The sequence below is a fragment of the Flavobacterium chungangense LMG 26729 genome, assembly GCF_000735715.2.
In the GTDB taxonomy this organism is placed as follows: domain Bacteria; phylum Bacteroidota; class Bacteroidia; order Flavobacteriales; family Flavobacteriaceae; genus Flavobacterium; species Flavobacterium chungangense.
This window is the reverse complement of record NZ_JASY01000004.1, coordinates 227,852-247,859: the sequence shown is the minus strand read 5'-3', so window position 1 is coordinate 247,859 and position 20,008 is coordinate 227,852. Positions and strand designations below refer to the sequence as shown.

At 33.2% G+C, this 20,008-nt stretch carries 16 protein-coding genes; 9 read left to right on the top strand and 7 right to left on the bottom strand.

The annotated features are described in order from the left end of the window. Window positions 1–124: 124 nt before the first annotated feature. The 4 genes from JE46_RS10370 to JE46_RS10355 all read right to left on the bottom strand — a co-directional run bounded on the left by JE46_RS10370 (window position 125) and on the right by JE46_RS10355 (window position 4,404). On the bottom strand, window positions 125–2,395 hold the full coding sequence (locus JE46_RS10370; RefSeq protein WP_031455211.1) for a cation:proton antiporter: 2,271 nt from the start codon (window positions 2,393–2,395) through the stop codon (window positions 125–127). Window positions 2,396–2,595: 200 nt separating this feature from the next. Then, a complete protein-coding gene (locus tag JE46_RS10365) occupies window positions 2,596–3,315 on the bottom strand; it encodes a LytR/AlgR family response regulator transcription factor (protein WP_031455210.1) in 720 nt (239 codons plus the stop codon). Further along, a complete protein-coding gene (locus JE46_RS10360) occupies window positions 3,278–4,039 on the bottom strand; it encodes a sensor histidine kinase (RefSeq protein ID WP_031455209.1) in 762 nt (253 codons plus the stop codon). Before JE46_RS10360 ends, JE46_RS10365 begins: the two co-directional genes overlap by 38 nt. Window positions 4,040–4,074: 35 nt before the next feature. Further along, entirely contained in the window at window positions 4,075–4,404 is a 330-nt protein-coding gene (locus tag JE46_RS10355) for a DMT family transporter (RefSeq protein ID WP_031455208.1), read from the bottom strand. A gap of 179 nt (window positions 4,405–4,583) precedes the next feature. Here JE46_RS10355 and JE46_RS10350 point away from each other — a divergent pair, with 179 nt between their 5' ends. The 5 genes from JE46_RS10350 to rpoN all read left to right on the top strand — a co-directional run bounded on the left by JE46_RS10350 (window position 4,584) and on the right by rpoN (window position 12,719). After that, on the top strand, window positions 4,584–6,950 hold the full coding sequence (locus tag JE46_RS10350) for an efflux RND transporter permease subunit (protein ID WP_031455207.1): 2,367 nt from the start codon (window positions 4,584–4,586) through the stop codon (window positions 6,948–6,950). A gap of 325 nt (window positions 6,951–7,275) precedes the next feature. Continuing rightward, complete coding sequence (locus JE46_RS10345; RefSeq protein WP_051872867.1) at window positions 7,276–8,463, top strand: carbohydrate binding domain-containing protein; 1,188 nt, start codon at window positions 7,276–7,278, stop codon at window positions 8,461–8,463. 308 nt (window positions 8,464–8,771) lie between these two features. Beyond that, window positions 8,772–9,101, top strand: coding sequence for a hypothetical protein (locus JE46_RS10340; RefSeq protein WP_031455205.1), 330 nt, complete (start codon window positions 8,772–8,774; stop codon window positions 9,099–9,101). A gap of 569 nt (window positions 9,102–9,670) precedes the next feature. After that, complete coding sequence (asnS, locus tag JE46_RS10330) at window positions 9,671–11,116, top strand: asparagine--tRNA ligase (RefSeq protein WP_031455203.1); 1,446 nt, start codon at window positions 9,671–9,673, stop codon at window positions 11,114–11,116. 142 nt (window positions 11,117–11,258) lie between these two features. Beyond that, complete coding sequence (rpoN, locus tag JE46_RS10325; RefSeq protein ID WP_031455202.1) at window positions 11,259–12,719, top strand: RNA polymerase factor sigma-54; 1,461 nt, start codon at window positions 11,259–11,261, stop codon at window positions 12,717–12,719. Between the two features lie 67 nt (window positions 12,720–12,786). Here rpoN and JE46_RS10320 read toward each other — a convergent pair whose 3' ends face one another. Then, the gene (locus tag JE46_RS10320; RefSeq protein WP_031455201.1) at window positions 12,787–13,206 is read right to left on the bottom strand and encodes a hypothetical protein; all 420 of its coding nucleotides are present in this window, start codon (window positions 13,204–13,206) and stop codon (window positions 12,787–12,789) included. A gap of 37 nt (window positions 13,207–13,243) precedes the next feature. Further along, window positions 13,244–13,834 (bottom strand): thymidine kinase, encoded by a 591-nt coding sequence (locus JE46_RS10315; protein ID WP_031455200.1) that lies wholly within the window; start codon window positions 13,832–13,834, stop codon window positions 13,244–13,246. A gap of 229 nt (window positions 13,835–14,063) precedes the next feature. Here JE46_RS10315 and JE46_RS10310 point away from each other — a divergent pair, with 229 nt between their 5' ends. Genes JE46_RS10310 through JE46_RS10295 form a run of 4 tightly spaced genes read left to right on the top strand, consistent with a single transcriptional unit; the run spans window position 14,064 to window position 18,118 of the window. Beyond that, window positions 14,064–15,083 (top strand): hypothetical protein, encoded by a 1,020-nt coding sequence (locus JE46_RS10310; protein WP_031455199.1) that lies wholly within the window; start codon window positions 14,064–14,066, stop codon window positions 15,081–15,083. Window positions 15,084–15,121: 38 nt separating this feature from the next. Next, a complete protein-coding gene (gene rsmI / locus JE46_RS10305) occupies window positions 15,122–15,835 on the top strand; it encodes a 16S rRNA (cytidine(1402)-2'-O)-methyltransferase (protein WP_031455198.1) in 714 nt (237 codons plus the stop codon). A 6-nt stretch (window positions 15,836–15,841) separates the two neighbouring features. Next, the gene (locus tag JE46_RS10300; protein WP_031455197.1) at window positions 15,842–17,734 is read left to right on the top strand and encodes an AAA family ATPase; all 1,893 of its coding nucleotides are present in this window, start codon (window positions 15,842–15,844) and stop codon (window positions 17,732–17,734) included. Window positions 17,735–17,770: 36 nt separating this feature from the next. Then, a complete protein-coding gene (locus JE46_RS10295; RefSeq protein WP_031455196.1) occupies window positions 17,771–18,118 on the top strand; it encodes a HopJ type III effector protein in 348 nt (115 codons plus the stop codon). 76 nt (window positions 18,119–18,194) lie between these two features. Here the strand turns inward: JE46_RS10295 and ade are convergent, their stop codons facing one another. Further along, window positions 18,195–19,817 carry an adenine deaminase gene (ade, locus tag JE46_RS10290; protein ID WP_031455195.1) on the bottom strand — a complete coding sequence of 541 codons (1,623 nt, stop codon included), beginning with the start codon at window positions 19,815–19,817 and terminating at the stop codon, window positions 18,195–18,197. Between the last annotated feature and the right edge of the window lie 191 nt (window positions 19,818–20,008).

The window sequence follows — 20,008 nt, the reverse complement described above, 5'->3', positions numbered from 1 at the left end:
CCACTTATCATTCCGAGGGATGAGGATGACAATAAAACGTGGTAAAACAATTGCATAAAACGAAATCCCAAACCCCAATCATAAAATTGGAATTTGGGATTTTTATATTGGAATTAAAAAAACCTTATGGCTTCAAAATTAAAACTGATGGCGTATTATTCAGCCAGATACTTTGAGATTCAATCAGTTTTTTCCAGCTGTCTAAACTTATAATCATTAAATTTTGAGTTTCTAAAAACTCTTTTTTTATAGTTCTGTCGTGCATAATCATAATGTGGTTTGGTGCAATCTGTTCAATCGAACGAATACTTTCCTGCATGTCCCGGGTGCTTTTTACTTCGCCACTAGCATCAAGAACTGTAATTTGCGAACCGTTATTATTAATTAATTTCTTTGCATAATCAATCAAAAAAGAATCTTCTTTACTAAAAACAGGCATAAAAATGCGGTCTACTTCTTCCAGATCTTTGTCAATAAAAATTCCAACCGGCATTTTAGTTTTGGCAATAATATGGCGGGTTCTTTCATCAAAGGGAGAGTTTTCAAACAGACCTTCTTTTCCGGTAAACTTATCGATCAAACGATCCGGATTTACAATTCTCGATGTAAACCCTAATATTTTACCAAGCAGAGTTCCTTCAAAAATAGATTGCCCTAACCCTACCAGCAACAAATCATATTCTCCCTGATTTGCAGTGTCTATAATTTCGGTATCAATATCATTTGTTACTTTAAAAACGCTTACCATATTCTGGTTCAAACGCTCAGATTCTTCGATAACCGGAACCAGCATTTTGCGTTCATGATCCTTGACATCAAAAGAGTGAATTTCGGTACTCAAAGACAAATGCATCGCTGTTACAATCGAATTATCGGATTGTTTTTTGACTAAACTATTGGCTATCTGCAAAAGTTTTTTGCCTCTTTCCGGAGTTGCAAACGAAAGGAGAATTTTGTACTTGCTTTTGTTTCCAATTTCCTGAGGTACTATTGTTGGTTTATCCTTAAAAATATAACCAATAAAATCTAAGGCCGGGCCAGTCATAAAAGTAGTAACCAAAGCCATAATAACCATCATCGTAAAAATCTCCGTTGACAAAACTCCCAGGTCATAACCAATATTTAAAACGACCAATTCCATTAATCCACGTGTATTCATTAAGGCTCCAATAGCCAAACTGTCTTTCCAGTTTTGTCCAACGAATTTTGCTGCAAAAGCACTTCCAAAGAATTTTCCAACAACTGCAACTGCAATAATTACAGCCGTGACTTTCCATAAATAAGGATCGTTAAGCAAACCAATCTGCGTACGTAAACCAGTAAACACAAAGAATAAAGGCAATAAAACGATGATAGAAACGTCTTCGACTTTTTCGATAAAAATATTTCTGAATTTATTGTTTTCCGGCATAATGGCTCCGGCTAAAAATGCTCCAAACAAAGCATGAATCCCAATTAATTCTGATGCGTATGAAGAAAACAAAAGTGTTATGAAGAAAATAGCAACTACAGGTTTGTTCAGACTTTCACGAGTTGAATTTAAATCTCCAACACGCTTCAGGAACGGACGAACTATTTTTAACATTACGATTACGTATAAAATCGCTAATCCAATAACATATAATGAACTCGCAAGTGAGCCTGCCTTTACAATTGCAATTACAACTGCCAGAATGCACCAGGCCGTGATATCATCTGCAGCGGCGCAAGTTATGGCAATAGTACCAAGTTTTGTTTTTTGCATACCCCGTTCCTGGACAATTCTGGCCAAAACCGGAAAAGCCGTTATACTCATTGCAATTCCCATAAATAAACCGAAGGAAGAAAATGCCACTCCTTGCGGCGCAAAAGTTCCATAAACAAAATAAGCAAGGGTCAATCCTAAAGCAAACGGAATCACAATACTGGCGTGACTGATTACCACAGACTCATGTGCTTTATTTTTAAGTACTTTTAAATCCAGTTCCATCCCGATCACGAACATAAAAAGTATCAAACCAATCTGACTTAAGAATTGCAGATTTCCTAAAGATTCTTTTGGAAACAAAGCTGCTGAAAATTCCGGAAAATACATCCCGACCAAAGAGGGGCCTAAAACAATTCCGGCAATCATTTCTCCAATTACAGATGGCTGTCCAATTTTTCTAAAAAACCAACCGAACAAACGTGCTGCCAGGATAATGGTTACGATTTGCGCCAGTAAAATAGCTAATGGATGCTGTAAATTTTCAACCATCGAATGAAGAAAGTCATTCCAGTGATTACTTTCTATTTTTTTATGAACGATTCCTCGTCCTGCTTCTAGCGAAGCACCTTTAGAGATCACCCAATATATCAAAGCAGTAAACCCTCCAATGACTGTAACGTAGAATAAAGAATTTTTAATATTATTCATAACCCGTATTTTAAATTATGGGGCAAATATCAGCACTGAATAGGTAGTGAAAAAGTAAATTTACAGCTAATTTTCAATCTATGTAACAAGTCTGAAAAACTTTGTAATAAGTTATAAAAACAGCTGTCATCCTGAGCGAAGTCGAAGGCTAAATAACACAAAATGGCTTCGACTCCGCTCAGCGTGACATGTATTATATTCTAAATTTTGACCTTTTTCAAAAAGTCAGAACGATACGTTTCACTCAGAATTAAGGTACTGTTTTTGTCATTTTTTTCTAAATGATGCAACACAATCTCGTTATGATTAAAAAATTTTATTGCTTTTACCGCTACAATTTCTTTTTTATTAATTCGACAAAAATCAGTTTCCGGCAATTCTTTTAAAAGTGTATCGAATTTCACATTTTTTAAATTCAAAAAACTTCCGTCTGTCAAAAGTACTGTCTTGTCACGGCTGTCGCTTATGGCCGTTTTGATATACTGAATTTGGTTAAAATACAATAACGTTTTCCCTCTGTCTGTATTTAGCTGGATAAATTTTTTAGCTGCTTCCGGTTTATTGAAACGTTCATAAGCTTTTGAAATTGCTTTTTGCAAACGTTCGAGTTTAACGGGTTTTGTAATATAATCTACCGCATCGATATTAAAGGCATCTGCAGCATAATTTTTATAGGCTGTACAGAAAATTACTAATTTGTCCTGAATCATTTCGGCCAGATGCAAACCGTCGATTCCGGGCATTTCAATGTCTGATATTAATAAATCAAAATCGAGATCCGAAATTTCGGCAAGCAGTTTTTCCGGATTATTAAATGTTTTTACGATTTCAATTTCGGGAATTTGTTCGCAAAGCATTTTCAAATACGTTAAACCCGGTAACTCATCGTCCAGTAGCAAGCATTTCAGTTTTGTATTCAAGTAAATCTATTTTTAAATGTGCAATATAAATATCGTTTTCTGTAAACCTTTCGAGTTTGAAGTTGTTTTTATAAATAATTCTTAAGCGGTGTTCCAGAGTTGTATTTCCTAATCCGCCACGTTCTTTTTTCAACACTTTTTTATCCGAAATTTTATTTGAAACCGTCATAAAAAAAGCATTGTCTTTAAACTCAAAAACGACCGAAATAAAGGCATCTGCACTTTGAAGATCGGCGTGTTTAAAAGCATTTTCAATTAAATCAATCGAAATTAAAGGCGCCAGTAAGGGTTGTTCGTATAATTTGTCTTCTTTGTTGATGTTGGTTTTTATCTTCAACTCAAAGAGCGGACTGATTTTGATTTTATTAATTTCAATCAGGTTCAGTGCAAAATCAATTTCTTCTTTGGCGGTAACAAATTTCTTTTTGCTTTCGTATAAAATGTAATCCAGAACATTGGCCAGTTTATCCAAAGCAAAATAAGTCTGATAGGCATGGGACTGAATAGAGTTGAGGATATTCTTAAACAAATGCGGATTCAGTTTGGATTCTAAAGTTTCTAACTGCAAATCGTTCACTTTTCTTTCAAGAGCATAAAAACTTTCTTCGGCATTTTCCTTTGCTTTTTTAGACTGCATTAATTGATACACCATAAAACCAATAATGATGATCAGCAATAAAATGATTGCTAAAAAAATAAAGGTTATCGTGTTGTTTTCCAGCATCGTATTCATTGGTTATTTAATTAATCTGAAATATTTTAATGACTGGAAACAAACTTTAATCCAATAATTGAAGCGATTAATGTTGAAAGAAAAAATATTCTCCAGAAAGTTGCCGGTTCTTTAAAAATCAAAATCCCAACTAAAACGGTTCCAACAGCACCAATTCCTGTCCAAACGGCATAAGCAGTTCCTATTGGCAAAACCTGTGTGGCCTTATAAAGCAAAATCATGCTAATCGAAAGACAGACAAAAAATCCAATCATCCAATAAGTCGATACAATTCCTGTCGTTTCTTTGGCTTTACCTAAACAGGACGCAAAACCAACTTCAAAAAGTCCGGCAATGATTAATAAAATCCAATTCATTTTTTATTCTTTTTAAACTTCAATACAAAGATGAGAAAAGCAATCATATAAATTACAGAAAACACTGAATATCCGAATAAACGAAACTGTTAATTAATGTTAACAAATCGCAAAAACAAGGGGCATTGTTCATCATTTATAGCACTTTTCACTACATTTGCATCCATTTTACAAATTTTATGAAAAACTCCATACAAGTAGGTTTTTGGGAAAAAATTGCCCGAATCATACTTAAAAACAGAATCACGATATTGGTTATTGTGGCAGCAATCACAGTTTTCCTTGCTTTTCAATGGAAAAATCTTGCCATGACTTATACCGAAGCTAATCTGCTCCCGAAAGATCATATTGCAAATAAAGAATATCAAAAATTCTTAGATAAATTTGGAGAAGAAGGAAATCTCGTAGTAATTGGTTTTAAGGATCCAAACTTTTTTAAACCAAAAAATTATGCCGCCTGGAACGAATTGATGACGAGCTTAAAAAAATCAAAAGAAGTTGATTTAGTAGTTTCTTTAAATGATTTGAAAAAGCTGGAAAAAGATACCATCAATGAAAAATTTGTACTTTCTCCGTTTATCGATCAAAGTAAAACCCTGGATCCGGCTTATTTAAAAAAGGTTCAGTTTGACTTATTTAACAATCTGCCTTTTTATGAAGGATTGTTGTTTAACAAAGAAAGCGGAAGTGTGCGTTCTGCAATTTATATTAACAAAAACCTTGTAAATACTGCTGAAAGAAAGACTTTTATTCTTGAAAATTTAGTTCCGAAAATTGATAAGTTTGAAAAAACTACGGGTGTTGACTTAAAAGTTTCCGGAATGCCTTACATCAGGACTATCAATGCAAATGATATGAAAGGCGAAATCGGACTGTTTATCGGTGCTGCCTTAGGGGTTGTTTCGTTGATTTTCTTTTTCTTTTTCCGTTCGTTCAGAGCTACTTTTATTTCCATATTCATTTTGATTTTTGGCGTAATGTGGTCTTTTGGAACATTAGGACTGTTTCATTATAAAATTACAGTTTTAACAGCTATTATTCCACCGTTGATTATCGTAATCGGAATCACTAATTGTATTTTCCTGATTAATAAATACCAGCAGGAAATCAAGCTTCACAGCAATCAGGCAAAAGCTTTGCAGCGTATCATTTCTAAAATTGGAGTTTCGACCCTGATGACGAATCTGACAACTGCTATTGGTTTTGCAACCTTTATGATTACGGGTAACGATTTACTTTTTGAATTTGGTCTCGTAACATCTATCAATGTAATATCGGTTTATCTACTGACTTTGGTAATTGTTCCAATTGTGTACAGTTTCATGCCACTGCCAAAAGAAAAACATTTGTACCATTTAAATAAAACCTATATTTCAATTTTACTGGATTGGGTTGAAAATGTGGTTAAAAATAAACGAAAAGTAATTTATACCATTTACGGCTTGCTTTTGATTTTTAGCGTTATAGGAGTTTCTCAAATGAAAGTTTCCGGAAGTCTGATTGGTGAAATGCCAAAAAGCGCTTCTTTTTTTAAGGATATTTTGTTTTACGAAAAAGAATTCAATGGTGTAATGCCTCTTGAGATTATGATTAATACCAAACGTAAAAAAGGTGTTATGAAATTGTCGACAATGCGAAAAATGGATGAGTTGCAAAATACCATAGCAAGTATGCCTGAATTATCTAAACCTGTTTCGATTGTGAATTTGGTTAAATACTCAAAACAGGCATTTTATAATGGTAACCCTGAATATTATCAGTTGCCGACTTCGCAGGAGCAGACTTTTATTTTGAGTTATGCAAAAAATGCTACGAAAAACAGCAAGGATAATCTGATGAAATCTTATGTTGATTCAACTGGACAATACGCTCGAATTACCACTTTTATGAAGGATATTGGCACAGATGAAATGGCAAAAGTTGAGAAAAAACTACACTCAAAAATTGATGAAATTTTCCCAGCCGATCGTTATGAAGTAACCGTTACCGGAAAAGCATTGGTTTTTCAAAAAGGAACATCTTATTTGGTTGATAATTTAATTGAATCCTTAATATTTGCCATTTTAACCATAGTAGTCCTGATGATGTACCTGTTTAGATCATTAAAAATGGTTATGGCATCTGTAATTACGAATATTTTACCGCTTTGCATTACATCCGGATTAATGGGATACTTCGGAATTCCGTTAAAACCGTCAACGATTTTAGTATTTAGTATTGCATTTGGAATTTCCGTAGATAATGCCATTCAGTTTATGGCAAAATACAGACATGACTTATTACAAAGTAACGGTAAAATAAAAAAATCAGTTTTCAGTGCTTTAAGAGAAACCGGAATCAGTACTTTTTATACATCCGTGGTTTTAATTTTAGGTTTTGCCACTTTTACCTTGTCAAGTTTTAGTGGCACAATTGCTTTAGGAGGATTAATTTCCTGTACTTTGGCTTTTGCTATGTTTGCCAATTTATTAGTTTTACCGGCTTTGGTTCTGACTTTTGAGAAGAAAAAAGCCAAGACTGAAGATTTGGAGCCTTTGGTAAAATAGTTGCTGTAAATCCATAATTCTTACATACACTATAATTACATATTATAATACGTTATAAACTACAACTTTTCGGTTGTAGTTTTTTTTTGTTCAGAAAGTTTAAAAAATTGATTGTTTTTTGGGTTTTTAAATTAAAAATTATCAATATTACACAAACGGTTGCTTGAAATTTTTACAATCAAACAATACTTACCAACTCATTGATTATTAATAATTAAAAAATATTATTTCAATCAAAAAAAACATACATTTGTTAAAATTATTGATTATTTACACAATCGATTGTTTTAAATTTATTAACTATAAACCTTCAAAAAACTAAACCATGATTAAAAAACTACTTTTTTTAGCATTCACTGCTAGTATTACTTCATTAAGCGCACAAAACTTAATTCTCAATGGAAACTTTGAGGCAGGAACCGGAGACGTTTTCACCAACTGGACAAAAACTAACGGAGGTGCCAACTTAACAGCAGATCTTGTAAATGTACACGGTGGTTCAAGATCTCTAAAAGCAATTTCTACAGGAGCAAATGAATACAGCGTCCAACTTCAATCTGATGATATTACTACCGTAATTGGGCACAATTATGAAGTAAGTATGTGGATAAAAGGAACTACCGGAGGAAATACAGTTCGTTTTTCAACTTCAGGAGGAACTGCTGTTTACGGATCTGCTTTTACAGTTACTACAGGATGGCAAACGTGTATTTTAAGTTTTACTGCTACTGCCACAACAACTAAGATAAATTTAGATTTAGGAAAAGGGACAGATACCTTTTATGTTGATGATGTTGCACTATATGATGTATCTACTGCACCTACCTCAGATTTTATCTTAAATGGAAATCTTGAAGCCGGAACAGGAGATACGTTTACCAACTGGTCGAAATATAATGGAGCAGCTAATCTGACAGCAGAAACGGTAGAAGTTCATGGTGGTGCAAGAGCTCTTAAAGCCATATCTACCGGAGCAAATGAATACAACGTACAGCTTGTGAGCGATGCAATGAATCTGGTAGTAGGAAGAAATTATACTGCAAGTATGTGGATCAAAGCCTCTGTAGCCGGAAGCACAGTAAGATTTTCAACTACTGCTACAAGTGCGAACTATGGCCCAAACACAACAATAGGTGCATCATGGCAACAAATAAGTTATACTTTTGCTGCAAAAAGCACTTCAACCAGACTTAATCTTGATTTAGGAAAAAGTACTACTACGTTTTACATAGACGACATTACTTTTATTGGAGCTAACATCACTCTGGCAAATGAAAAATTTGAAAACCAAATCAATAAAGTGGTATTTTACCCGAATCCGGTTCAGGACAACCTGAATATTAGTTCTGAGTCAAACGTAAAATCTTTAATTATCAGTGACACTGCCGGAAGGACGGTAAAAACGATTAAAGATCCTCAAAATATACAGTCTGTTGATGTTTCCGGTTTAAGTAATGGCTTGTATATTTTGTCTACTGATAACAATCAGACATTTAAATTTATAAAGAACTAAGTTAAAGTTTTATAATAATTTCAAAAGCTGTAACCATAAAAAGTTGCAGCTTTTTTTATTCCATCCTCTTATTAAAACATGCAGATTTGTTTGTGCTTTACATTTTAAACTGTTAATAGTATATTTGTTCCTTATTCCCAAAGGCGTTTCTTAATTTCATTTATATAGTCTTCGCTATTTTTTGCCTTTTGAGAAGATGAAAATTAAGAAAGATGAATTGGAGAATTTAGAGAAATAAAAGTTTTTTGCCACGAATTTCACGAAATTGGCGCGAATCATTTATCTGACAGAACCTTGCAAGAAGAATTATGAAGCACATTTTATTTTATATCATATTACTAAATTCTTTTACCTTTTTGGGTCAAACTAAAATTGATAAAAATATTACAATAACCTTTCCCGGCAAACCAGAAATCTTTGAAATAAACGAGAAAAGCGTTAAAGGAAAAGCCTATTATCTAAATTCAAAAGAAGATTCTTTCATCGCAATGAAAGTAAATGTAATTCCTAATGATACGTTAAGCGAAGAAAAACCTAAAAATCTAACTGAATTAAAAAGAAATTACAAAATTAAAATAGCCAAGCAAATTAAAAGCATGGCAAAAAAGGTTTATTTCTCAAAGACTCGTCAGAAATAAAAATCAATACTTTTTTAGCTTACAAATTGAATTTTAAAGGAAATACTTCCGAAGAAGAAATTGGAGAAAGTCAAATCTTATTTTTAAATGGTATAACTTATATATTTATTTACTCAAAAGTTGAAAATTATAGCAAGCAAAATAAAGAGCTTTTTTTCAAATCTATAAAGATTAATGATTCTGAAAATTTAAAACAAATTACTGAACCGTATAATTATTTTACTGCAATTTTATCGATTTTGGGTTCCCTTATTTTTCTTTATTTGATAACTAAATTTCGAAAAAACGAGAAAAAGCGAAATTTAATACAATAAAATAATGCCATAATTACTAGTGTGATTACTCGTTTTTTAGAATGACAAACTAATCCAAAAGACTTCTTCTGAAACCGAGTCCCCTAGCCCTGATCGAAGCGGCATCCTTTCTATTTTTTCTTTAAAAATAGAAAGATACAGCGAAGAGCAGGAAACAGCTTCAAAAATTAATTATTATCGATTATATTTGCAATTCGATACAAAACACTGATCTTATATTAATCTAATATCAGCAATCTAAAATCTAAAATTAAAATGAAACACACAAAGGTTAAAGACTTATTAAACAGTACGACGACGCTACAGGAAGTGAATGCAAAAGGATGGGTGAGAACTTTTAGAAATAATCAGTTCATCGCGCTTAATGACGGTTCTACAATTAATAATATACAATGTGTTGTTGATTTTGAAAACACACCGGAAGAAACTTTAAAAAGAATTACGACCGGAGCTGCGGTTTCTGTTTTTGGAACTTTGGTTGAAAGTAAAGGTGCCGGTCAGAAATACGAAATTCAGGTTAACAAACTTGAAATTTTAGGAGATTCTGATGCGGAGAAATTCCCAATGCAGCCTAAAAAGCACTCTTTAGAATTTTTACGTGAAAATGCTCACTTGCGCGTACGTACAAATGCTTTTGGTGCGATTATGCGTGTGCGTTCTGTATTGTCATTTGCAGTTCACAAATATTTTCAGGATAAAGGTTTTGTTTATGTAAACACACCAATCATTACCGGAGCTGATGCGGAAGGTGCCGGAGAAATGTTCCAGGTAACTTCATTGCCATTGGATAATCTTCCAAAAAATGAAGAAGGAAACATTGATTTCAAAAAAGATTTCTTTGGAAAACATACGAACTTAACGGTTTCGGGACAATTAGAAGGAGAAACGTTCGCAATGGCTTTGGGTCAGATTTATACTTTTGGACCAACTTTTAGAGCTGAAAATTCAAACACTTCCCGTCACCTGGCAGAATTCTGGATGATTGAACCGGAAGTTGCTTTCAACAACCTTGATGACAACATGGATTTGGCTGAAGATTTTATTCAGTATGTAATTAAATATGCTTTAGACAATTGCGGAGACGATTTGAAATTCCTGGAAGGAAGACTTTTAGAAGAAGAAAAATCTAAACCTCAGGCTGAAAGAAGCGAAATGAGTTTGTTAGAAAAATTAAACTTTGTATTAGAGAACAACTTCAAACGTGTTTCTTATACCGAAGCAATTGACATTTTAAGAGATTCAACTCCTAATAAAAAGAAGAAATTTCAATATATCATCAACGAATGGGGAGCTGATTTACAGTCAGAACACGAGCGTTATTTAGTTGAAAAACACTTTAAATGTCCGGTAATTTTATTTGATTACCCAGCAAACATCAAAGCGTTTTACATGCGTTTGAACGACAACACCGAACCAGGAAGAGAAACAGTTCGTGCAATGGATATCCTTTTCCCTGGAATTGGAGAAATCGTTGGTGGTTCTGAAAGAGAAGAGCGTTACGATGTTTTGGTTGAAAAAATGAAAGCCTTAGAAATAGACGAAGAAGAATTATACTGGTACTTAGATACAAGAAGATTTGGTTCTGCAACTCACGCAGGTTTCGGTTTAGGATTTGAACGTCTGGTATTGTTTGTAACTGGAATGACAAACATTAGAGACGTGATTCCTTTCCCAAGAACTCCTGGCAGCGCAGAATTTTAATAGAAAGTTATAAATTATGAGTTATGAGTTAAGAGTTAATTCTTGACTCATAATCATTTAAAAGAAACATATAACTGTTATAAGTTACAAGTTCATGGGCAGAAAACTCATAACTCTTAACTTATAACTCTTAACTCAAAATATGCTAAAGCAATTTTTAAATTTAAAATTATCACAAAAATTATCTCCACAGCAAATTCAGCTGATGAAGTTAATTCAATTGCCTACGCAAGCTTTTGAACAGCGTTTATTGGAAGAAATGAACGAAAATCCGGCTTTAGAAGCAGGACAGGAAGATGAATATGAAGCTGATGAATTTGCCAATGAAGACTACGACGATTATGATGATGCAGAATCTGACAGAATCGAAGCGGAAGACATTAACATTGACGAATACTTAAGCGACGACGATACGCCTGATTACAAGACTCAGGTTAATAATTATGGAGACGAAGAAGAACGTGAAACACCTTTTGCTTCGCCGATAAGTTTTCATCAGGATTTGATCAATCAGTTGAATACTTTTATTTTGAATGATGAAGAGCGCGAAATCGCTGAATTCCTTGTTGGAAGTATTGATGATATGGGTTACATTCGCAGAAGCATTCCGGATATTGTAGACGATATGGCTTTTACTCAGGGAATTTACACTGATGAAGCAATGGTCGAAAAAATGCTGCATGTTATTCACGAATTAGAACCTTCAGGGGTTGGAGCACGTGATTTACAAGAATGTTTATTGCTTCAGTTAAAACATAAAACACCAACCGAATATGTTGATTTGGCTATTGATATCATAGAGAATCAGTTTGATGCTTTTACGAAGAAACATTACGACAAATTATTACAGAAATACAGCGTCTCAAACGAGCAGCTTAAAAAAGCAATTCACGAAATTGAGCGTCTGAATCCTAAACCGGGCGGTTCATTTACAGGGAATAATAAAGTTACAGAAAATGTAGTTCCGGATTTTGCGATCAGAATTGTTGATGGCGAACTGGAACTGACTTTAAACGGACGAAATGCTCCTTCCCTGCACGTTTCTAAAGATTATCAGGAAATGATGCAGACGTATAAAGATTCTCGTGATAAATCAACAGCACAGAAAGATGCGGTTCAGTTTATCAAACAAAAACTGGATTCGGCTAAATGGTTTATCGATGCCATCAGACAACGTCAGGAAACACTCTTTGTAACCATGAATGCGATTATGCATTATCAGGAAGAATTTTTCTTAGACGGCGACGAAACCAAACTAAAACCCATGATCTTAAAAGATATTGCAGATATGGTTGGTTTGGATATTTCGACGATTTCACGTGTTGCTAACAGTAAATATGTGGAAACGCCATACGGAACAAAACTAATTAAGGAATTTTTCTCTGAGGCAATGAAAAATGATCAGGGAGAAGATGTTTCCACTTTAGAAATCAAAAAAATTCTTAAGAATACGATTGAAGAAGAAGACAAAAAGAAACCGCTTCCGGACGATCAATTGGCCGAAATTTTAAAAGAAAAAGGATACCCGATTGCCAGGAGAACTATTGCAAAATACCGGGAACAGCTTGATATTCCGGTTGCCCGAATGAGAAAGAAGATTTAATTATTTTTAGAAAATACAAAACCCGACAAAATTCACATTATGTCGGGTTTTTATTTGGATTAAAAGCTTATTTATACTGATCCGGAAATATCTTCACATCAAACAAAAATGCTTTATTTTTATCACTGTAACTGTACGCCAAAGTATAATCATTGTCCCTGAAAACCTGAAATCCCGTATTTGCTTTAGCTGTACTGATCAGACTTTTTTCAATTTCCTTTTTTATTACATCTACCTCAGCCGTTTCTTTTACAACATTCAAAAAAGTCAAATTGTACTGAACTATTCTTTCTTCATGTAAACTCACACTGTCTAAACGAATCCCTTCCTGGATAGTCAACGGGCAATTTCTATTGTACTTTTCTACCAATTGGGTTGCTTCAATATTTATCTCTTCAGTATTTTCAGCGATAAAAAAATAAAAATAACCCGCTATGCCCATTGCAATTACAAGGATTGCTAAAAATAAAATATTTTGTTTTCTCATGTTAGTAGTGTTAAGGCATAAAATATTTAGGACTTCATTATTTCTCCTGACTTTTTTTCATTGCATTAAAGTATGCTGCACGGCTCAAGGGTTCGTATTCTTCTGTTTCACCCAGCATTACCAATTTATCATTATCAGTTTTACGGAAGCTGTAATTGGCAAGGTTTCCGGTTCTGGTACAAACTGCGTGAACTTTGGTTACATACTCTGCAGTTGCCATAAGTCCGGGCATTGGACCGAAAGGGTTTCCTTTAAAATCCATATCCAGACCGGCAACAATCACACGAATTCCCTGATTCGCAAGATCGTTACAAACTGTAATAATTTCATCATCAAAAAACTGAGCCTCATCAATTCCGATAACATCGCAGCCCTGAGCTAATATTGCAATATTAGCAGCAGCCGGAACTGGAGTTGAGCGAATTTCATTAGAATCATGAGATACCACCATTTCGTCATGATAACGGGTATCAATAGCAGGTTTGAAGATTTCTACTTTTTGTTTGGCAAATTGAGCGCGTTTTAATCTGCGGATTAACTCCTCGGTCTTACCCGAAAACATTGATCCACAAATAACTTCAATCCAACCAAATTGTTCTTTGTGATTTACTGTATTTTCGAGAAACATTTTGTATTTTTCTACCTTTAAAAATGAATAGTTTTTATTACTTTGTACTGGTAATAAATCGATGTGAAAATTGTTGTTTTACACTTTTTCAAAAATAGAGAATTTTTATCAAACTGAAGATTCGCTCACGTTTATTAACAGAAAATAAATATCAGGCGAATTTCTTTCGCGAATTAAAAAGACATTCAAAATATACTAAAATACCCTATTCACTATAATTTCAACAGTTATGAAAAAAAAATTGGAAGCCGATTTAATCAGCATTGCACATCGAATTTTAAAACTTAAAAACAAATCCGATATCAATCAATTATATCTTGAAACACAGAAATTATACGAAAAATTAGCAGTTTTAAAATTTGTCGAAGAGAATTTCGACGATTTAAAACCAACTATCGGTTATAGTGAAATAGAATCTCAGGTTGAAACTGTTTTTGAAAAAGAGGAAAATCTTCCGGCTGAAATAAAGGCTGAAGAAACACTTCCGACTGCCGTTGAAGAAACTGTAATTGAAGCCGAAACTATTCCTGAACCTGAAATCATTGAAAAAACACCGGCAGAAATAGTTGCTGAAGTTCCGGAAGTAATGACTAAAAAACAAGAAATCATAATTGATGTACCTGTAGAAGTAGTCGAGGAAATTGCTGAAAAAATTGAAGAACCGATTTTTGAAACCAAAAAGGAAACAGAACCTGCAGAAGAACTTTCGTTTAAAACTGTAAACGATTTAAAACCAATTCCGGATTTTAAACCTGCTTTTGAATTAGAAAAAGAAGAAATAATAGCAGAAGAACAAAAAGCAGCAACTCCTGCAAAATCAGATGCTGTTTCGATTTCGTTTGAAGATATTCTGGGTGTTAATTATGCCGATGCACAATTTGTCAAGGTAGATGATTTTAAAAATGTCGCTCCTGCTCCTACAGCCTCAATAAGTGAATTTCAAGAGAAGCAGGCACCTGTTCAGGCTACAATTGCAGAACCTGTAAAACCTAAAACTGTTCCGTTAAACGAAAAACTGGCTAAAGGTTTTCATATTGATCTAAATGACCGCATCGCCTTTACCAAAAACCTTTTCGGAAATAATACCGAAGATTACAGCCGTGTTTTGAATCAGTTATTGACATTCGACAGTTTTAGTGAAGCAAAAGAATTCATCGAAACCATGGTAAAACCTGATTACAGCGACTGGCAGGGAAAAGAAGATTATGAAGAACGTTTTCTTGGAATTATTGAGAAGAAATTTTCATAACCCTTTTCTTTTCACATTTTACATTTCACAAATAAACTATGTCTAAATTATATATCGTTCCAACACCAATTGGCAATCTTGAAGACATGACTTTCAGAGCCATTAGGATTTTGAAAGAAGTCGATCTGATTTTGGCCGAAGACACCAGAACGAGCGGTAAACTCCTGAAGCATTTTGAAATTGGCACGCACATGCACAGCCATCATATGCACAACGAACACAAAACAACCGACAATCTAATCGCCCGTCTGAAAGCTGGTGAAACCATCGCCTTAATTTCAGATGCCGGAACTCCGGCCATTTCAGATCCCGGATTTTTACTGACCCGCGCCTGCGTCGAAAATAAAATTGAAGTGGAATGTCTTCCTGGAGCAACAGCTTTTGTTCCCGCTTTAGTAAACAGCGGACTCCCAAATGACAAATTTGTTTTTGAAGGTTTCCTGCCCGATAAAAAAGGGCGTCAAACCCGTTTTTTGGCTTTGGCAGAAGAGACAAGAACGATGATTTTGTATGTTTCGCCTCATAAGCTGGTTAAAACTTTAAGCGAATTTATTCAGTATTTTGGAGAAGACAGACAAGTTTGTGTTTCGCGTGAATTATCAAAACTACATGAAGAAAATGTCCGCGGAAACGCTAAAGAAGTACTGGCACATTTTGAAAAAACAGCTCCAAGAGGAGAAATTGTAGTGGTTGTTGCGGGGAAAACAATAACTAAAGAACCTAAGAAAAGTAAGTTTTCTAAAGACGAATAATATAACATGTATATACATTTTGATTATAGTCAAAGAATTTCTAAAGATAGTTTTCCAAATGAATTTGGAAAATTAGACTTTGGCTTTGATAATGAAACAGCTACTTCAGAAAATAATTATTTTTTAGATAACTCAGAGCTTTTTGATAAAGGAAAAGCAGTATTTGGAAAATTAAGTCTAATAAATTTTTTTGTTGGGGCAAATAATTCAGGCAAAAGTAGATTTTTGAGAGGTTTTTTCAAATCCCATAATTATAACATATTACCAATTACAGAATGTAACATCTCAGATTTATTAATTCTTTTAGATACCAAAATTAACGATAAAGACAGCATAAATTTTGATCAAGATTTTTTAAATCTTTGGACAACTTTCAAAAATCAGGTTAATTACGTTAATAACTTTGATATAATATTTAATAACATACAGGATTATCAAAAAAAAATAGAATATCCATTAACAATGGAAAAAGCACTTGGTAAGATTAATAAATTTGAAAATCAAAAATCACTTCTTAGTTCAATGCTTGATTTATTGGAACTTTTTAAACATAATGAGCAATATAAAAATAAGCATAAAATTTATATTCCAATTTTAAGATCAATTATTTCCGATTCAAATTTGAATAAAGAGTCTTTTAATAAAATTTCTGAAATTAAATATGGCTTAAAAGAAAATGTATTTACTGGTTTAATGCTATTTGACGATGTTTTCGAATTACACAATTCAGCTGATATCATTAAGTTAGAAAAATTCACATTGTGGTTACAAGATAATTTTTATCAAAATGAAAAATTACAGTTAATTCCAGATAAAAAAAATAGTAATTTATTATTAAAAATTGGTGATGAAATGCATCCCATTTTTAATATTGGAGATGGAATACAACAATTAATTTTATTACTATTTCCAATTTTTACTTCAGATAATGACACTTGGTACTTTATTGAGGAACCAGAAACTCATTTACATCCAGGCCTTCAAAGAATTTTTATTGAGACATTATTGAATAATCCATATTTAAAAAGTAAAAATTTACGATATTTCTTCACGACTCATTCTAATCATTTTCTTGATTTATCACTTCATACAGACGAGATTTCAATATTTCAATTTCATAAAGGAAGTCGGGAAAAATTCATGACTAAGAATGTTAAACCAAATAAGGAAACTCTTGATTTACTTGGTGTAAACAATTCATCTGTTTTAATGGCAAATTCATCTATTTGGGTTGAAGGTCCAACTGATAGAAGATACATTTCATTTTTTTTAAAACTTTATTGTATAAAACATTCAAGAAAACATTTAAAAGAAGATATCGATTTTGCTTTTTTTGAATATGGAGGGAACTTAATTGAACATTATTTATTTGATGATAATTTCGAGGAAATTTTTAGTGAAGAACAAGTTCGAGAAAAAATCAATTCATTTGCTTTATCCAATAAAATTTATCTTCTATCTGATAACGATAATGCCAAAGATAAAAAACTTAAAAGAAGGCAAGGATTAGAAGATATCTCTAAAAAAGAAAAGCACTTTAAATATCAAAATACAAATTATAGAGAAATTGAAAATCTTTTACCTGTAAAGGTTATTAAAGATTTTTTAGTCGAGCTAGTTAACTCTTCTGAAAAACAAAAGGTCAATGAAATTTATTTTGATAGAAAAGATTATATTTCAATAGGACTTGGACAATTTATTACTGATTTATTTAAAAAAAATCATATAAAAGATTTTAAAAAATTTAAAGATGACAGTGGCACTTTAAAATCTTCATATAAAACTAAGCTATGTGGATTTGTCATTAATGGAGATTATAGTTATCCAGAACTAATTGAAAATAATGAACAACTTGACAATATAATATCTGACTTGTATAAATTCATAAACCAAAAATAATTTTAATTGTAATATTAAAACTTAAATAAATACACAATGAGCATCGCATCTTTTTTAGAAAAAGTAAAACAAACACCCACACAAATCACATTTCCTGAAACTATTGCAGTAATTGAAGAAAACTACAACTTTACTCCAACCGCTTTTCAAAACGGGACACAACATAACGCTGCAGGCGAAAATTCAGGTTCCTGCAAATTGTTTTCTTTTGCAAAATTGCAAAAGTTAAGCAAAGAAGAAACTTTAGCCTGTTTTGGCGCTTTCTATTTTGAAGAGGTTTTAAAAGATCCAAACGGAACCAATCACCAAAACATTAGAAACTTCATCAACTTAGGTTGGGACGGAATTCAATTTCAAGGAGAAGCTTTGACTTTGAAATCTTAAATATTTTGGCCACAGATAAAACGGATTTTCACTAATATTGAGAAAAATAAGTTACTTCTTAATTGACCTTTTATGGTTAAATAATTTCCAAATCAACAAATGAAAAACTATTTCCGCTAAATAATCCTTTATCGGATAACTTTAAATCGGGAATAACCAGTAGAGCCATAAACGAAAGCGTCATAAAAGGCGCTTTCAGATTGCTCCCCAATTCTTTTGCCATTGCATCAATTTCCTGATATAATTTTCCAGTTTCCCAACCGTTTTTGTCGCTCATAATTCCGGCAACAGGCAACGGCAATATTTTGCTTTCAGAACCATTTACGGCACAAACTCCACCAGTATTTTTAATAATCAGATTGACAGCATTGCAAATTTCTTCGTCAGAAGTTCCCACAACAACAATATTATGACAATCGTGCGCTACAGAACTGGCGATAGCACCTTTTTTCAGACCAAAATTCTTAATGAAGGCAATAGCAGGTTTGGTATCCTGATAACGATTCACAACAGCCATTTTCAGAATATCATTTTCGGTATCTGAAACGATTTCTCCATCAACGATTAATGATTGATGGTGAATTTCATTGGTAATTAATTGTCCTTCCAAAGCTTCAATTACTCTGATTTTTGAACCCGAACCTGAAACTTTAAAATCGCTTATTTCTTTAGAAGTGATATTGAAATTATTGGGCGTTTCAAATGGAGTATGTTTTATGAAAGACTCACCGTCTTCGGCAACTAATTCGCCGTTGATGTAAGTTTGTTTCACTTTGAAATCAACTAAATCTTCGACTACTATAAAATCGGCAGCATCGTTTACTTTCAACAAACCTACATCAATTTTATAATGATTCACAGGATTCACACAAGCTGCTTGTAAGACTTTAAAAACATCAATTCCTTTCGCAACTGCACGAGCGCAAAGCGAATTAATATGACTTACAATCAAATCATCAGGATGTTTGTCGTCTGAACAAAACATCATGTTGTCGAAATTTTCTGGAAGTAAATCGATGAGCGCTTCGAAATTTTTGGCAGCACTTCCTTCACGAATAATTACCTTCATTCCCAGAGATAATTTTTCTTCGGCTTCTTCAAAAGTAAAGCATTCGTGGTCGGTAGAAATCCCGGCCGAAATGTATTTTTTAACCGCTTCACCTCTTAATCCCGGTGCATGACCATCAACGGGTTTGTTAAAATGTTTCGCCCATTGAATTTTCTTTAAAACTTCTTCGTCATTTAATAAAACACCAGGATAATTCATCATTTCTGCCAAATAATAAATGTCGGGAGAAGCCAATAATTCCTTAATTCCGTCTGAATCTATGATAGCACCGGCACTTTCAAAAGAAGTTGCAGGAACACAGGACGGTGCGCCAAAATGAAATTTCAACGGTACTTTTTTACTGTTTTCAATCATATAATAAACGCCTGCCGTTCCTAAAACATTTGCGATTTCGTGTGGATCAGAAATGGTACCGACTGTTCCGTGAAGTACAGCAATTTTTGCAAACTCGGAAGGAACGAGCATCGAACTCTCGATATGAATATGGGCGTCAATAAATCCCGGCAGAATGTAATTTTTTACATTGTGTTTTTTCTCAATTATCGAAGTGATTTTTTTGTTTTCGACAGTGATTTCCCCAGCATAAATACGTCGGTTCCGGATATCAATAATTTGTCCCTGAATTTGCATTTTTGTTTGTTTTAAAAATGATATATTCAAAAGTAATAACAAATTTTCATTTTTCTTTTCTCATATGACTTAATATCGCTTATTAACACAGATAACCATATAAGATAACTTAAGGTTTCTATTTGATTAAATTTGCATTGAAGAAGATTAAAATGATTCGCTATTTTAAACTAAATTTGTTCTCTCACATA

What these genes read in the sequence shown, in the direction of transcription:
- rsmI (WP_031455198.1), top strand. Translation starts at nt 15,122, where the DNA reads ATGTCTAAATTATATATCGTTCCAACACCAATTGGCAATCTTGAAGAC.
- JE46_RS10370 (WP_031455211.1), bottom strand. Translation starts at nt 2,395, where the DNA reads ATGAATAATATTAAAAATTCTTTATTCTACGTTACAGTCATTGGAGGG.
- JE46_RS10340 (WP_031455205.1), top strand. Translation starts at nt 8,772, where the DNA reads ATGAAGCACATTTTATTTTATATCATATTACTAAATTCTTTTACCTTT.
- JE46_RS10360 (WP_031455209.1), bottom strand. Translation starts at nt 4,039, where the DNA reads ATGCTGGAAAACAACACGATAACCTTTATTTTTTTAGCAATCATTTTA.
- JE46_RS10320 (WP_031455201.1), bottom strand. Translation starts at nt 13,206, where the DNA reads ATGAGAAAACAAAATATTTTATTTTTAGCAATCCTTGTAATTGCAATG.
- JE46_RS10310 (WP_031455199.1), top strand. Translation starts at nt 14,064, where the DNA reads ATGAAAAAAAAATTGGAAGCCGATTTAATCAGCATTGCACATCGAATT.
- JE46_RS10295 (WP_031455196.1), top strand. Translation starts at nt 17,771, where the DNA reads ATGAGCATCGCATCTTTTTTAGAAAAAGTAAAACAAACACCCACACAA.
- rpoN (WP_031455202.1), top strand. Translation starts at nt 11,259, where the DNA reads ATGCTAAAGCAATTTTTAAATTTAAAATTATCACAAAAATTATCTCCA.
- JE46_RS10315 (WP_031455200.1), bottom strand. Translation starts at nt 13,834, where the DNA reads ATGTTTCTCGAAAATACAGTAAATCACAAAGAACAATTTGGTTGGATT.
- asnS (WP_031455203.1), top strand. Translation starts at nt 9,671, where the DNA reads ATGAAACACACAAAGGTTAAAGACTTATTAAACAGTACGACGACGCTA.
- JE46_RS10355 (WP_031455208.1), bottom strand. Translation starts at nt 4,404, where the DNA reads ATGAATTGGATTTTATTAATCATTGCCGGACTTTTTGAAGTTGGTTTT.
- JE46_RS10345 (WP_051872867.1), top strand. Translation starts at nt 7,276, where the DNA reads ATGATTAAAAAACTACTTTTTTTAGCATTCACTGCTAGTATTACTTCA.
- ade (WP_031455195.1), bottom strand. Translation starts at nt 19,817, where the DNA reads ATGCAAATTCAGGGACAAATTATTGATATCCGGAACCGACGTATTTAT.
- JE46_RS10300 (WP_031455197.1), top strand. Translation starts at nt 15,842, where the DNA reads ATGTATATACATTTTGATTATAGTCAAAGAATTTCTAAAGATAGTTTT.
- JE46_RS10350 (WP_031455207.1), top strand. Translation starts at nt 4,584, where the DNA reads ATGAAAAACTCCATACAAGTAGGTTTTTGGGAAAAAATTGCCCGAATC.